The 14,925-nt window shown below is 58.6% G+C and carries 16 protein-coding genes; 14 read left to right on the top strand and 2 right to left on the bottom strand.

The window, feature by feature from the left end:
* The first annotated feature begins 16 nt into the window (after positions 1–16).
* The 4 genes from ACR0AJ_RS06200 (at position 17) to ACR0AJ_RS06215 (ending at position 4,714) form a co-directional block, all read left to right on the top strand.
* Positions 17–1,339 carry a PQQ-like beta-propeller repeat protein gene (locus ACR0AJ_RS06200; RefSeq protein ID WP_480661620.1) on the top strand — a complete coding sequence of 441 codons (1,323 nt, stop codon included), beginning with the start codon at positions 17–19 and terminating at the stop codon, positions 1,337–1,339.
* 48 nt (positions 1,340–1,387) lie between these two features.
* The gene (der, locus tag ACR0AJ_RS06205; protein ID WP_170349115.1) at positions 1,388–2,851 is read left to right on the top strand and encodes a ribosome biogenesis GTPase Der; all 1,464 of its coding nucleotides are present in this window, start codon (positions 1,388–1,390) and stop codon (positions 2,849–2,851) included.
* A gap of 165 nt (positions 2,852–3,016) precedes the next feature.
* On the top strand, positions 3,017–4,003 hold the full coding sequence (locus ACR0AJ_RS06210; RefSeq protein WP_170349114.1) for a fatty acid desaturase: 987 nt from the start codon (positions 3,017–3,019) through the stop codon (positions 4,001–4,003).
* Between the two features lie 96 nt (positions 4,004–4,099).
* On the top strand, positions 4,100–4,714 hold the full coding sequence (locus tag ACR0AJ_RS06215) for a helix-hairpin-helix domain-containing protein (RefSeq protein ID WP_480740377.1): 615 nt from the start codon (positions 4,100–4,102) through the stop codon (positions 4,712–4,714).
* 58 nt (positions 4,715–4,772) lie between these two features.
* Here ACR0AJ_RS06215 and serS read toward each other — a convergent pair whose 3' ends face one another.
* Entirely contained in the window at positions 4,773–6,065 is a 1,293-nt protein-coding gene (gene serS, locus ACR0AJ_RS06220) for a serine--tRNA ligase (protein WP_170359072.1), read from the bottom strand.
* 71 nt (positions 6,066–6,136) lie between these two features.
* Positions 6,137–7,801 carry a mechanosensitive ion channel family protein gene (locus tag ACR0AJ_RS06225; protein WP_480647070.1) on the bottom strand — a complete coding sequence of 555 codons (1,665 nt, stop codon included), beginning with the start codon at positions 7,799–7,801 and terminating at the stop codon, positions 6,137–6,139.
* A 201-nt stretch (positions 7,802–8,002) separates the two neighbouring features.
* Here ACR0AJ_RS06225 and yajC point away from each other — a divergent pair, with 201 nt between their 5' ends.
* The 10 genes from yajC to ACR0AJ_RS06275 all read left to right on the top strand — a co-directional run bounded on the left by yajC (position 8,003) and on the right by ACR0AJ_RS06275 (position 14,913).
* Entirely contained in the window at positions 8,003–8,290 is a 288-nt protein-coding gene (gene yajC / locus ACR0AJ_RS06230) for a preprotein translocase subunit YajC (RefSeq protein WP_058280646.1), read from the top strand.
* 33 nt (positions 8,291–8,323) lie between these two features.
* A complete protein-coding gene (gene secD, locus ACR0AJ_RS06235) occupies positions 8,324–9,985 on the top strand; it encodes a protein translocase subunit SecD (protein ID WP_170349110.1) in 1,662 nt (553 codons plus the stop codon).
* Between the two features lies 1 nt (position 9,986).
* Positions 9,987–10,955 carry a protein translocase subunit SecF gene (gene secF / locus ACR0AJ_RS06240; protein ID WP_170349109.1) on the top strand — a complete coding sequence of 323 codons (969 nt, stop codon included), beginning with the start codon at positions 9,987–9,989 and terminating at the stop codon, positions 10,953–10,955.
* Complete coding sequence (locus ACR0AJ_RS06245) at positions 10,936–11,694, top strand: sulfite exporter TauE/SafE family protein (RefSeq protein ID WP_254440176.1); 759 nt, start codon at positions 10,936–10,938, stop codon at positions 11,692–11,694. The genes secF and ACR0AJ_RS06245 overlap by 20 nt, the downstream gene beginning before the upstream one ends.
* Positions 11,695–11,703: 9 nt before the next feature.
* On the top strand, positions 11,704–12,057 hold the full coding sequence (locus ACR0AJ_RS06250; protein WP_170349108.1) for an Mth938-like domain-containing protein: 354 nt from the start codon (positions 11,704–11,706) through the stop codon (positions 12,055–12,057).
* 66 nt (positions 12,058–12,123) lie between these two features.
* Complete coding sequence (ccmA, locus tag ACR0AJ_RS06255; RefSeq protein WP_170359062.1) at positions 12,124–12,738, top strand: heme ABC exporter ATP-binding protein CcmA; 615 nt, start codon at positions 12,124–12,126, stop codon at positions 12,736–12,738.
* Entirely contained in the window at positions 12,735–13,391 is a 657-nt protein-coding gene (gene ccmB / locus ACR0AJ_RS06260; protein ID WP_480647067.1) for a heme exporter protein CcmB, read from the top strand. The genes ccmA and ccmB overlap by 4 nt, the downstream gene beginning before the upstream one ends.
* Positions 13,392–13,452: 61 nt before the next feature.
* The gene (locus ACR0AJ_RS06265; RefSeq protein WP_170349105.1) at positions 13,453–14,226 is read left to right on the top strand and encodes a heme ABC transporter permease; all 774 of its coding nucleotides are present in this window, start codon (positions 13,453–13,455) and stop codon (positions 14,224–14,226) included.
* Positions 14,223–14,381 (top strand): heme exporter protein CcmD, encoded by a 159-nt coding sequence (gene ccmD, locus ACR0AJ_RS06270; RefSeq protein ID WP_170349104.1) that lies wholly within the window; start codon positions 14,223–14,225, stop codon positions 14,379–14,381. Before ACR0AJ_RS06265 ends, ccmD begins: the two co-directional genes overlap by 4 nt.
* Positions 14,374–14,913, top strand: coding sequence for a DsbE family thiol:disulfide interchange protein (locus ACR0AJ_RS06275; RefSeq protein WP_480647065.1), 540 nt, complete (start codon positions 14,374–14,376; stop codon positions 14,911–14,913). The genes ccmD and ACR0AJ_RS06275 overlap by 8 nt, the downstream gene beginning before the upstream one ends.
* The last annotated feature ends 12 nt before the right edge of the window (positions 14,914–14,925 follow it).

Consider the following 14,925-nt stretch of genomic DNA (forward strand, 5'->3'; position numbering starts at 1 on the left):
GCGAGTTCGGAGTATCATGGTGACAAGTCTTTTCTCCCGCATTGGATTGACGGCTGCGGCCCTATCGCTGAGTGTTCTTGCCGCATGTGAGGAACCCGAGGTCATCCTGCCAGGTGCCCGTGAAGACATTCGGCCCACCTCTGACAACGTGACTTTGGTAACCCAGGGTTCGAAACCGATCAGCCTGCCTGCGCAAAAAGCCAACGCCAATTGGTCGCAAAGCGCCGGGACGCCCGCATTTCGCACCGGCAACGCGGCACTGCGCGCGACGCCTCAGCGTGTGTGGTCGACCTCGATCGGGGATGGGGATTCGCGCAAGCGTCGCATCACCGCAGAAGCTGTTGTGGCCGGTGGCCTGATTTATACGCTGGATGCAGGCGCGACCGTTTCCGCGGTTACACCGCAGGGACAGGTGGCCTGGAGCAAGAATCTTATCCCGGCCAATGATGGCGACGCGGACGCGACCGGCGGCGGATTGGCCTATGCCAATGGTGTGCTTTACGTGTCGTCCGGGTTTGGGCGTCTGACGGCGTTGGATGCGAAAACTGGGGCGACCAAATGGCAAAAACGCCTGAATGCCCCAGGAAACGGCGCACCTTTGGTCAATGATGGTTTGTTGTATCTGGTAGCAGGTGATGAAACCGGCTGGGCCGTGAACACCAAGGACGGCCGCATCGCGTGGCAAGTTCAGGGTACGCCAAGCGTGGGCAATGTTCTGGGGGCTCCGGCCCCTGTGATTGCACAGGAGTTTGCCGTCTTTGCCTTTGGTTCGGGCGATATTTCCGCGTCTTTCCGCAAGGGTGGTATCGGGCGCTGGAACGCTTCGGTCGCGGGCGGGCGTCGGGGGCGTGCGGCCGCACAGATCGTGGATGTGACCGGTGGACCCATGGTAGTAGGCGATACGATTTATATCGGTAATCACTCGGGCCGCACCGTGGCATTTAACGCCACCTCGGGCGAACGAATCTGGACGGCGGATGAGGGGGCTGTGGATACGGCATGGCCTGCGGGTGATAGCCTGTTTCTGATCAGTGACCGCAGTCAGTTGGTCCGGTTGAACAGGGCAGACGGTTCGATCATCTGGGCGCAGGATTTGCCCGGTTTTGTCAAGGACAAGCCCAAGCGCCGTGGTCCAATCGTTGCGCACTATGGCCCGATCCTGGCCGGTGGGCGCATCGTTGTCGCGTCGAATGACGGTTTCCTGCGATTCTTTAACCCGGTCGACGGCACGCTGGTCAACAGCGTCGAGGTTCCCGGCGGCGCCACCACGGCCCCGGTAGTGGCCGGGCAGACGTTGTATGTCGTTTCGACCAAAGGTGATCTACACGCTTTCCGTTGATCGCAAGATGCGCTAAAGGGCGCGTCTGAGTCTTGAAAGTTGAGTATCATGTCGCTGACCCTCGCCATCGTGGGGCGCCCGAATGTGGGCAAATCCACTCTGTTCAACCGCCTTGTGGGCAAACGCTTGGCCCTGGTCGACGACCAGCCCGGCGTGACGCGCGACCTGCGCGAGGGCGAAGGGCGTCTGGGCGATCTGCGCTTTACCGTAATCGACACAGCGGGTCTTGAGGACGCGACTGATGACAGCCTGCAGGGACGGATGCGTCGGCTGACCGAACGCGCGGTGGATATGGCCGATGTCTGCCTGTTCATGATCGACGCGCGGGTGGGGTTAACCCCAACGGACGAGATGTTCGCCGAGATCCTGCGCAAACGCTCGAAACATGTGATCCTTGCCGCCAACAAGGCCGAAGGAAGCGCGGCGGATGCGGGTGTGCTTGAGGCGTATAATCTGGGTCTGGGTGAGCCCGTGCGCCTGTCGGGTGAACACGGCGAGGGGATGACAGACCTTTATGCGCAACTCATGCCGCTGGCAGATGCCGCGGCTGAGCAGGCCGAGGATGATGCCCCGCAAACCGATATCGAACTGGACGAAGACGGCGAGGGCGAGGCGCCGCTGATCACAGCCGCCAAGCCGCTGCAGGTTGCGGTAGTCGGGCGGCCAAATGCCGGAAAGTCCACACTGATCAACAAGATCATCGGCGAAGATCGCCTGTTGACCGGCCCCGAGGCTGGTATCACCCGCGATGCGATCAGCCTGCGGATTGACTGGGCCGATCCCGATGGCGACAGCACCCCGATGCGGATTTTCGACACGGCGGGCATGCGCAAGAAGGCTAAGGTGCAGGAAAAGCTGGAAAAGCTTTCGGTGTCCGACGGTCTGCGCGCCGTAAAATTTGCCGAGGTCGTGGTGGTGTTGTTGGACGCAGCCATTCCGTTTGAACAGCAGGACCTGCGCATCGCTGATCTGGCCGAGCGCGAAGGCCGCGCCGTCGTTGTCGCAGTTAACAAATGGGATATCGAAGAGAACAAGCAGGAAAAGCTGCGCGATCTGAAAGAGTCCTTTGATCGTCTGTTGCCGCAATTGCGTGGCGCACCGCTGATCACCGTATCTGCCAAGACTGGTCGGGGGCTGGAACGTCTGCGCGCTGCCATCCTGCGTGCGCATGACGTTTGGAACCGTCGTGTACCCACAGCAGCACTGAACCGCTGGCTGACGGCCATGCTGGAGCAGCACCCGCCGCCAGCCCCGCAGGGCCGCCGGATCAAGCTGCGCTATATGACTCAGGCCAAGACCCGTCCCCCTGGATTTGTGGTGATGTGTTCACATCCCGACAAGATGCCAGACAGCTACACCCGCTATTTGGTGAATGGCCTGCGCGAGGATTTCGATATGCCCGGGTCGCCTATCCGCCTGACATTGCGTGGGCAGGGTGACAAAAATCCCTATAAGGGGCGACGCAAGAAAAACGCGGGCGCTCTGGCCAAACATCTCAAAGGTCGCGCGTAACTGCGCCAATCTTCAGCACTTTCGGCTGAAAGGCGTGACAGTCCCGCTGCCGCAGGCTAGCATTCGCCTGTGTGCATCTGTTTTTTGTGCGCGCTGCTTGATTACAAGCAAAACGCAAATAGTTTCGTGGTGATATTAGTTGGGCCAAACGTGGGGACAGGCTGAATGAATTTGCGGGAATATACGCGACAATATGCGGTACAGGACAATCGGCTGGCCGCGCTAAGCTATTTTGGGACCTTCGCCGTTTATTTCGCGTCGCTGACGCTGGCAATTATCTTTGTCGACCGCTGGTACATCATGATCCCTGCTGGGATCGTGTTCGCCTTTTCAGCTGTGCGTCTTTACGTTTTGCAACATGATTGCGGCCACCATTCCCTGTTTGAGACCCGCGAGCAGAATGAATGGGCCGGGCACGGTTTGTCGCCCTTCACCTTTGCGCCGTTCGAAGTGATGAAGCAGAACCACAACCTGCACCATTCGGGGATCGGTAATTTGGAACACCGCGAAACGGGTGAGATTCACACGATGACCCTGCGGGAATGGAACGCTGCAGACTGGAAAAAGCGTTTGTTCTACCGGCTTTACCGCAACCCGTTCATTCTGGTTCCGGTTGGTGCGCTTTTCACCTACTTCATTCGCTACCGCTGGCCCAAAAACACGGTACGGTTTGGTGTGACCGGAGTTCTGCTGCACAATCTGTCGATCGTGATCTTCCTGGGGCTGCTTTATCTGATCGCGGGCACGACCGGTATTCTGGTCTGGCTGGTGTTCTCGTTGCTGGGGGGGATGCTGGGTGTGTTCCTGGTCTACCTGCAGCATAATTTCGAAGATACGTATTGGGACCGCCGTCCGGACCTTGATCCGCAATTGGCAGCCTTGCAGGGGTCTTCTGCTTTGGATTTTGGTTGGTGGTTCGACAATGCGGTGGCGTGTATCACGCTGCACGACATCCACCATTTCAACGCCCGTATTCCATCCTATCGGCTGCGGGCGTGCCACTATAACCTGCCGCCTGAATTCACCCCGCGTCGGATCAAGTTCCCCGAGGCGGTGGCGGCGCTGAATTTGAAACTCTGGGACGAAGATGCCAAGCGTCTCGTGCCATTCCCCAAAGAGGATAGACCCGGCACTCTGGCTCACGGCAATTGACGCAAAGACGTAGCCGAAACTGCTCGCAGATTAGTAGGCGTCTGGGCCCAGCGTGCATTCAATTGAAAATGTAGGGAGAGAAAGGAAGGCTTAGTAATGACCGCAGTGACCGATGTTAAAGGTGTAGGAAAGGCGCTTGGGCAGGCGCTGATCGCCAATGGGTACAAAACCGCTGAAGCCCTTGCCAAAGCCAACCCTGCCGACCTGGTCAAGGTTCCCCGAATTGGTGCCTCTAGCGCGCCTCTGTTGATCGCCGCGGCGAAAGAGGCGATTGCAACCAAGCCCGCAGCGAAAGCGGCTGCGGCAAAACCTGCAGCCAAAAAGCCAACTGCGGCCAAGACTGCCAGACGCGCGCCCGCGCGCAAACCTGCGACGCGCAGGCCTGCCGCCCGGAAAACCGTCGCAGCCGCCGCTGCCGAGAGACGTGCCGAAGAGGCCGCGCGCAAAGCTGCCGAGGAAAAAGCCGCCGCGGAAGCCAAGGCGCGCAAGAAGGCGAAAGCCAAGGCCAAGGCCGAAAAGGCCGCCAAAAAGCTGCAAGAAATGGAGGCCGCGATCTCAAAGGCCAAGGACAAGGTGAAGGCCAAGGCCAAGAAGGACAAAAAGTCCAAGAAGGACGGTAAGAAAAAAGATCAGTCCAAGAAGGGCGGTAAGAAAAAAGACCAGCCCAAGAAAGACAAAAAGAAGAAGGGTAAGAAAAAGGCGAAGAAGTAATCCTCCTTCGCCTTACGCTCTGCAAGACCGGCACTACGCAATGCGGGTGCCGGTTTTTTTATGCCAGCGTGCCGTCCAGCTGCAGTGTTCGTTTGCCGCCCAGGTATGGCGCCAGCACTTCGGGAAGGGTCACGGTGCCATCCTCGTTCTGTCCATTTTCCAGAACCGCAATCAGGCAGCGTCCAACCGCCAGCCCAGAACCGTTCAGGGTGTGGACATATTCCGGCTTACCGCCACCTTCGGGGCGGAAACGTGCGTTCATGCGGCGGGCTTGGAAAGCACCGGTTGTCGAGACCGAGCTGATCTCACGGTACGTGTCCTGCCCGGGCAGCCAAGCCTCGATATCAAAGGTGCGGCGCGCGCCAAAACCCATGTCGCCCGTACACAGAACGACGGTGCGGTAGGGGATGCCCATTTGCTCCAACAGGTCCTCGGCGCAGCGCAGCATGCGTTTCTGTTCCTCATCCGACTTGTCGGGATGCGTGATCGAAACCATTTCGACCTTTTCAAACTGGTGCTGGCGTAGCATCCCGGCGGTGTCCTTGCCCGCGCTGCCGGCCTCGGACCGGAAACAGGCCGTGTGGGCGGTCATGCGGATGGGCAGGGCGGTTTCGTCCAGAATGTCACCGGCCACTGAATAGGTCAGCGTCACTTCGGATGTGGGGATCAGCCACCAGCCATTGGTGGTCTGATAGCTGTCATCGCCGAATTTCGGCAGTTTATCAGTGCCGTACATCGCCTCATCGCGGACCAGAACCGGAGTCTGCATCTCGGTCAGGCCGTTCTTGTCGATATGGGTGTCCAGCATGAACTGGGCCAGCGCACGGTGGATACGCGCGACACCCTTCGACAGGTTTACAAAACGGCTGCCGCTGGTCTTGGCGGCGGTTTCAAAGTCCATCGCAGCGGCGACGGCGGGAATGTCGAAGTGTTCTTTCGGAGCAAAATCGAGTTCGCGTGGGGTGCCCCAACGGTTCACCTCGACATTGTCGTTCTCATCCACACCTTGCGGCACATCCTCGGCGGGCAGGTTGGCGATGCGCGCCAGTTGGTCGGTTAGCAGCGCGTCCAGATCCTTAGCCTCGTTCTGCATGCGGGCGATTTCGGTCTTTTTCTCAGACACCAATGCGCGCAGACGCTGGAATTCATCTTCGTCCCCGCGCGCTTTGGCGGCACCGACCTCTTTGCTGGCCTTGTTCTGCTCCGCCTGAGCGGTTTCGGCGGCCAGAATCTTGGCCCGGCGGCTTTCGTCCAGCCGCAGCACATCTGACGACACCGGCGCATCCCCACGGCGCGCCAGGGCGGCGTCGAAGGCGTCAGGGTTTTCGCGAATGGCGCGGATGTCGTGCATGGTTCAGATCCTTAATGCGTGAATCACTAGGATCGCTTATGCACCATCTGAAAGGCAGGGTGTAGCACCGGTTACGACTTATTGGTGTCCTCGTGTGTTTCATGCGCCAGATGCCCGTCCCATTCTTCGACGGGTATCTTCGGTTCGGGCGGATCGGCCATGTAAGACGGCGTCATGATCTGCACGTTGTTTTCGTTGAACACCGCCACGATGTTGCGGTGCAGATCCGAGCGGATTTTGGGGATGATACTGCCCCGCGTCGTATAGCCATTGATCTGATAATTTATCGCGTAGTCGGCCAGTGCAGTCCACAACACGAACGGCTCGGGCTTGGCTTTGATCCCCTTGGTGCGCTTGGCGGCTTCGATCAGCATAGCCTCGACCTTCTCAGGTGGCTCCTCGTATCCGATGCCGACTGTGGTGTGCAGTAAAAGCCCACTACCATCTGTTTTCTTTGAAAAATTCACGACATCCGAATTCATCAATTGCGCATTGGGGATCGATATCAGCTCATTCTTGATGGATTTCAGGTGGGTTTCCATTAGCTTGATCTGCACCACATCGCCAATGTGGTCCCCGATCTGAATACGGTCCCCGATCGAGGTTGAGCGGCGGTAGATAACGAATAATCCAGCCAGCATGTTGGACACGACCGAATTCGCCCCCAGCGATAGCATAGCGCCAACCAATATGGTCAGGCCCTGAAACGCGGCCGAATCCGACCCCGGAATGTAAGGAACGGCGAAAACCAGCGCGATGAGGATGACGACGACGCGGGCGATATTGAAGGTCGGGTTGACCCAGTGCTTCTCGAAATCGCCCATATCGAACGACCCTGCCTCAACGGCATCAAAGAACACGCGCATGCCCTTGATGATGTACATCGTGACCCAGGTGATCAGGGCCAGCATGATCATGTTGGGGATGTAAGAGAGAATGCCTTTGAAGATCAGCAGAACCGGTTCGGTCAGGTAGGTCAGTAGCAATTGCGCAAAATAGCGGGTTTCGGCAAAGGCGAGCAGAACAAAGGACAGGTAGTAGTAGAAGCCCAGGAAGAAGATAATGAGCAGAACGAAATTCAGACCATACCTTACCAGTGCGGCAATCGCCTCGGCCTGAACGCTTTTGGCCGTGGCGGTTTCCACATCCCGCAAGTGGCGTTTGACAAATTTCAGCGTGCGCCGTCTGATCCTACGATGCAGCCAAAGGATCGCAACGATGAAAACGGCAAACCCAAGTGTCCAGGCTGCGGCTTCGATCGCGCCGGATACGCGGGCCTGTTCCGTGCGATTAGCTCGATAGGCAAGGATGGCTTCTTCGATGGCCTGACCGTGTAGGAAGCTGAGAACATCCAGCTCCATCTGGTCCAGATCAGCATCTGCCACGGTCACAATGGACACGATCACACCATCCGCGCGAATTCGGATGCCAAGCTCGGTCTCTTCGAATGAAATGTCGACCGAGGGGTCTTCTGAGGCCTCGGCAACCTCGATGATCTTGTTCTGGACACTTTCCGCCCGTTCCGGCGCGGGCAGGGCGCTAGAGCCGCGCAGGAAGAACAGCATATCGCCGTCCACGATGACGGGGGCTTTGAAACTGTCTGTTTCCTCGGCCTCTGGTTCAACGATATCGGCGGGCGTTTCCTGTGCCCCAAGCGGTGCTGCAAGACACAAAATCAAGGTCAGCAATGACAGCAAAAGCGTCAACGATTGGAATGGTTTGTAACGAGCTGTCATTGTCCCTCCTCAGGTTTGACTATAGCTGAGTTCAGGCCTCTGGCTAGGACATATCTGCAACGCTTTGACGCGAGTTCATGCGTTGGGATCAGGTTCAGGTGGGTCACAGCACCGCCTTTGCTTGCAAAGGCGCATCTCAGGGCATAGGTTCCCGCCAAATTTGCGGAACCGTGCCGCAATCCAAAGCAAAAGGAATATCCCATGGAAGGTGGCGCATTCGCCCAGTTTCTCCCGCTGATCCTGATCTTCGCGATCATGTATTTCCTGCTGATCCGTCCGCAGCAGAAGAAGATGAAGCAACATCAGGCCATGGTCGAGGCCGTGCGCCGGGGTGATCAAGTTGTCACCCAGGGCGGTCTGATCGGCAAGGTGTCGAAAGTCAAGGAAGGCGAGAACGAAGTCGAGGTTGAACTGGCCGAAAACGTCAAGGTTCGTGTGGTCAAGTCGACTATTGCGCAGGTTCTGAACAAGACCGAACCGGCGAAGTAACTTCGCGCGACAATTCCTTGAAAAGGCAGGGTAATGCTGCAAATTAATACCTGGAAGCGGGTTCTGATCTGGTCGGTCTGTGTGATCGGTCTGCTGATGGCCCTGCCGAATGCGTTTTACACGCGCGTCGAGCAATCCAACGATGCCAAAGCCGCGATTGAGCTTGGCATCGACACCCCCGAGATGCAGGCCCAGGCCGCACAATGGCCCAGCTGGTTGCCGTCGTCGCTGGTCAATCTGGGTCTTGATCTGCGGGGTGGTGCGCATCTGCTGGCCGAAGTGAAGGTCGAAGATGTTTACGAATCCCGGATGGAGGCGATGTGGCCGGAAATCCGTGACGCGCTACGCGATGAACGCGCGACTGTTGGTACGATCCGCCGGCAGGATTCGGCACCGGATGAGATTCGCGTTCGCATCAGCCAGCCCGAGGGCATGTCCCGCGCGCTGGAGGTTGTGCGTGGTCTGGCCCGTCAAGTGCAAACGCTGACCGGTGTTGGTGCCACTGATATCGAAGCTCGCGCAGACGGTGACACCATCGTCGTGCAGTTGTCTGAGGCCGAAAAGCTGGCCTCGGATGATCGCACCGTGCGGCAGGCTCTGGAAATCATCCGCCGCCGGATTGACGAGGTCGGAACGCGAGAGCCTACAATTCAGCGTCAGGGTGCAGACCGCATCCTGATTCAGGTGCCGGGCATTGGCAGTGCAGGTGAACTGAAAGAGATCATCGGCACCACCGCTCAACTGACTTTCAACTCGGTCGTCAGTCGCGGCACCGACCCGGACGCTGTTCCGGGGATAGGGCAAGAGGTCGTCCCGTCCATTGACGAAGATGGCGTTTATTACATCATCGAATCCGCCCCGGTTGTGACGGGTGAGGAACTGGTCGACGCGCAGCCTTCGTTCGACCAGAACGGTCGCCCGGCAGTCAGCTTCCGGTTCAACACGTCCGGCGCACGCAAGTTTGGCGACTACACGCTGGAAAACATCGGCGCGCCCTTTGCGATTGTATTGGATGACGAGGTGATCTCGGCCCCGGTGATCCAAAGCCATATTCCGGGCGGGTCGGGTATCATCACCGGTAACTTCACCGTTGAAGAAAGCACCAATCTGGCGGTTCTGTTGCGAGCGGGTGCATTGCCTGCGGGGCTGGAGTTCCTTGAAGAACGCACCATCGGTCCTGAACTGGGGCAGGACAGCATCGATGCTGGTAAGGTGGCAACCATCGTGGCCTTTGTCGCGGTGCTGACCTTCATGGCGCTTAGCTATGGTTTGTTTGGCGTGTTTGCCAACATTGCGCTGATCATCAACGTCGGGCTGCTGTTCGGCCTGCTGTCGCTGATCGGGGCCACGCTGACCCTGCCGGGTATTGCGGGGATTGTCCTGACGGTCGGTATGGCGGTGGACGCCAACGTGCTGATTTTTGAGCGTATCCGCGAAGAACTGAAATCCGCCAGAGGCCCGGCGCGTGCCATTGAGCTGGGTTATGAAAAAGCCCTGTCGGCTATTCTGGACGCAAACGTTACCACTTTCATCACCGCCGTGATTCTGTTTGCCATGGGCAGCGGGCCGGTGCGCGGGTTCGCGATTACGCTGGGCTTGGGTATTCTGACCTCGGTCTTTACCGCGATCTTCGTGACGCGTTTGATGATCGTGATGTGGTTCGAACGCCGTCGTCCGAAAATGATCGAGGTTTGACATGAGACTGAAACTCGTACCCCAGAACACCTCGTTCGATTTCTTCAGCCGCTGGAAGGTCTGGCTGGGTATCTCGGCCCTGATGATGGTCGTGGCGTTTACGTCTTTCATGCTGCAGGGGCTGAACTTCGGTATCGATTTCCGTGGCGGGACCACGATCCGGACCCAATCCGCACAGGAAATCGACGTCGGCGCCTATCGCGACGCGATCTCTCCGCTGGAGCTGGGCGACGTGAGCATCACCGAGATTTTCGACCCTACCTTTGGGCCGGATGAAAACGTCGCCATGATCCGCATTCAGGCGCAAGCCGATGCCGAGGCCGTCTCGGCCGCGACGGTTACCGCCGTGGAAGAGGCGCTGAAGGTGGCAGCGCCGGATATAGAATTTGTGTCCGTCGAATCCGTCGGCCCGAAGGTCTCCGGTGAGTTGATCCAGACCGCCGTGATCGCGGTGGTTTTGGCGATTGGCGCCGTGCTGGTCTACATCTGGCTGCGCTTCGAATGGCAATTCGCTTTGGGAGCAGTTGCCGCGTTGGTCCATGACGTGATTCTGACCATCGGTATTTTCTCGGAACTACAGATCCGGTTCGATCTGGCCATTATCGCGGCGCTTCTGACCATCGTGGGTTATTCGCTGAACGACACTGTGGTCGTGTTCGACCGCGTGCGTGAGAACCTGCGGAAGTACAAGAAGAAAGATCTCAAAGAGGTTCTGAACATCTCGATCAACGAAACGCTCAGCCGGACGGTGATGACCTCAGTGACCACGCTACTGGCGCTGATTTCGCTTTACGTGTTGGGTGGGGATGTGATCCGAGGTTTCGTCTTTGCGATGATCTGGGGTGTGATCGTGGGAACCTATTCTTCGGTCTTTGTGGCTTCGACCATCTTGCTGTGGCTGGGGGTCAAACGCGACTGGTCCAAGCCGTCCAATACGGCGGGCAATCAGTTTGCCAACATCGACGCCTGATATATTCGGCCAGTCCCCAATGGGGCTGGCCGTTATCATTTTAGCGGCTTTCCTCGGCGGCGTTGTTCGCGGGTTTTCCGGATTCGGCACCGCACTGATTTTCCTTCCTCTTTCCACACCATTCCTTGGTCCATTCGGAGCCATCATCGGCCTGACCATAATGGACATCTTCGGCCCATTGCCGAACCTGCGTCGTGCTTGGCATGTTGTGCATCGCAAGGATCTGTTGCGGCTGTTGGTGGGCTGTGCGCTGTTGCTTCCTGTAGGGTTATGGGTGCTGACCAAGGTTGAACCCGAGGTTTTCCGCTATGCCGTCAGTCTGCTGGCGTTGTTTATGCTGGCCGTGCTGATCCTTGGCTTGCGGTATCACGGCCATGTTGGGCGGGGGATGGTTGCGGGAATTGGTGCAGCGGCCGGGTTTCTGGGCGGCGTGGCGGGCTTGCCCGGCCCGGCGGTAATCCTGTTTTACATGTCGCGCCCCATACCGGTCGAAGTTATCCGCGCCACGATTTTATTGTTCCTCTTCGGGTTCGATTTCCTCCTCCTTGGGTTCCTGACCGGGATGGAGCGGATCACTTGGGCGGCGGCGGCATTGGGTCTTGCATTGGCCGTGCCCAATTTGCTGGGCAACTGGCTGGGCGGTTGGTTGTTCCGGCCCGCGTATGAAAAGCTGTATCGCGCTGCGGCTTACCTGGCGATTGCGGTTGCGGCCTTGTCGGGCCTACCGCTTTGGGGCTAGAACACGGCCATGCGCCTGAATGAGATTTCCTATACCAACGCAGTCCCGGTTGACGGGTATGGCCCGGGCTTTTTTCGGATCGGTGGGCAGGTTTATGAGGGAGCCGTTCTGACAGGCCCCGCCGGAACAATGACCTGGGACGGGTATGAGGACAACGCGCCGCTGCTGGAACTTTCCGATACCGTGGACGTTTTGTTCGTCGGCACAGGGGCTGAACTGAATCACATTCCTGCTGATCTGCGCACGGCCCTGGAAAATGCCGGGATCGGAGTTGAGATCATGAACTCTCCGGCTGCGTGCCGCACGTATAACGTGTTGTTGTCCGAAGGGCGGCGCGTTGCGCTGGCCTTATTGCCGGTCTGATCTGTCGGCAGGGCCTGCGTCAAATCTCACCTTTTGCGCCTGACGGCAATGAGATAAGCGGGACCCATGACATTGACTGTGACCGATCTGGCCATCGCCCGTGGCGGCGTTCCTGTGCTTGAAGGGCTGAGCTTTGCTCTGCCGCCGGGCAAGGCGTTGATTCTGCGCGGGCCGAACGGGATCGGTAAGACGACCTTGCTGCGCACACTGGCTGGATTGCAGCCGCCGCTGGCGGGGCAGATTGACGGGGCTGAGGATCAGATCGCATATGCCTCGCATTCCGACGGGTTGAAGCCGACATTGACGGTGGTTGAGAATCTGACCTTCTGGGCCTCGGTCTTTGGCACTTATGAAATTCAGCCCGCGCTAGACGCCTTTGCGCTGAACGAATTGTCTGATCGCCATGCTGGCAACCTGTCGGCCGGGCAAAAACGGCGGTTGGGTCTGGCGCGCATGCTGGTCACGGGGCGGCCAATCTGGATGCTGGATGAGCCCACCGTATCACTGGACCGTAATGCAGTGCAGATGTTCGCTGATGCCGTTCGCGCGCATCTGGGGCAGGGCGGTTCGGCCCTGATCGCCACTCATATCGACCTTGGCCTGGACGGAGAAGTTCTGGATGTCGGCCGCAACAAGGCGAAACCCAAACCCATAGAAGATTTCGACGGAGGCTTCCTGTGATCGCCCTGTTGCTGCGTGACCTGAAACTGGCCTTCCGCGCGGGCGGGGGGTTTGGTCTCGGTCTGGCTTTTTTTCTGATCGTGACTGTTTTGGTGCCATTTTCAGTAGGGCCGCAATCCTCGCTGCTGTCGACCATCGCGCCGGGTGTTCTGTGGTTGGGCGCGCTGCTGGCCTGTCTGTTGTCGCTGGACCGCCTGCTTGCACTGGATTGGGAGGACGGCTCGCTTGACCTATTGGCCACCGCGCCGCTGCCGTTGGAGGCGGTAGTGACCATCAAGGCGCTGGCCCATTGGCTAACCACTGGCCTGCCACTGGTTCTGGCCGCTCCGTTTCTGGGCGTGTTGCTGAACCTGCCGGTGCCGGGGTTTTTCTGGCTGGTCGTATCGCTGTTGATCGGCACCCCGGCAATGAGTGTCATCGGCACTTTTGGCGCGGCCCTGACCGTGGGCCTGAAACGTGGCGGATTGCTGCTATCCCTGCTGGTCCTGCCGCTGTACGTGCCGACCCTGATCTTTGGGGCCGAAGTCGCGCGCCGTGGGGCGACGGGGATGGAAACCCAGACCCCGCTGTTTATGCTAGCGGGGATCACCGCCGCGACAATCGCCCTTTTGCCCTTTGCCAGCGCAGCGGTGCTGCGCATTAACCTTCGCTGACGTGGTCAAACTTTGATTGATGTCAATTGAGAACGAACCCGACTCGGACTAGATAAGGCCCATGTCTATCGCAGCCAAAGCCAACGCCCTCTGGGAATACGCCAATCCGCGCAAGTTCCTTGCCACCAGTGAACGGGTGATGCCGTTTTTCTGGGCATCATCGCTTGCCTGCATCGTGGTAGGGCTGGTGTGGGGGTTCTTCTTCACACCGGATGACTACAAGCAGGGATCGACGGTCAAGATTATCTATCTGCATGTGCCTGCTGCGCTGATGGCGATCAATTGCTGGCTGATGATGCTGGCGACCTCGCTGGTGTGGCTTGTGCGGCGCCACCATGTCAGCGCGCTGGCGGCGCGTGCAGCGGCCCCAGTGGGTATTGTGATGACACTGATCGCGCTGGCGACCGGGGCGATCTGGGGGCAGCCAATGTGGGGCACCTGGTGGGCCTGGGATCCGCGCCTGACCTCGTTCCTGATCCTGTTCCTGTTCTATTTGGGCTATGTCGCACTTTGGGAAGCTATCGAAGACCCTGATACGGCGGCCGATCTGACCTCGGTCCTGTGTCTGGTCGGGTCTGTCTTTGCGCTGCTCAGCCGCTATGCCGTGAATTTTTGGAATCAGGGGCTGCATCAGGGCGCATCCGTGATGCGGGCCGCCGCCGTGACCGGGGCGGATACCGAAGAGAAGGTCAGCAATATCTATTTCTACCCACTTTTGCTGTGCATCATCGGGTTTGTACTGCTGTTCATTGCTCTTGTTTTGTACCGCACGGGCACGGAAATTCGCGCGCGCCGGGTCAAGGTGCTGTTGGCGCGGGAAAGGGTAAGCGGATGATCCCTGATCTCGGAAAATATGCCGATACGGTTCTCTGGTCCTATGCGGCCTCGATCGGATTGCTGGCGCTGCTGATTGTGTTCAGCATCGTACGTGGCCGCAAGGTCCGGGCCGAGATGGAAAAGGTCGAACAAAGGATGACGCGCAATGGCTAAAATCTCACCCCTGATGATTGCGCCGCCGCTGATTTTTGGCGCTTTCGCCGTTCTAGCGGGCATCGGCATGTTCCGCGATGACCCCAACGCGTTACCGTCGGCCCGCGAAGGCCAACCCGCGCCGCCGGTGGTGCTGACGGAATTCGCGGGAAAGACGGGATTTGATGACGCAACGCTGCGGGACGGAGAAGTCAAGCTGGTCAACTATTGGGCCAGCTGGTGCGCGCCGTGCCGGGTTGAACATCCCAACCTGCAGGCCCTGTCAGATGAGGGCATCCCCGTTTACGGCGTCAATTACAAGGACAAGCTGGCAAACGCCGAAGCCTTCCTGACCGAACTGGGCGACCCCTATGCCGGAATCGGCCGGGACGAGCAGGGGCGTATGGGATTGGATTGGGGCGTTTATGGCGTGCCCGAGACCTATGTGATCGATGGTGAGGGCACGATCATCCTGCGCTTTGCCGGGCCGATAACTCAGCGCGTGATCGAAAGCACAATCCGTCCGGCGTTGGAAAAAGCGGCAGGCAACTAAAGCCGCGATGGT

Source organism: Ruegeria sp. CJ9, assembly GCF_056536625.1.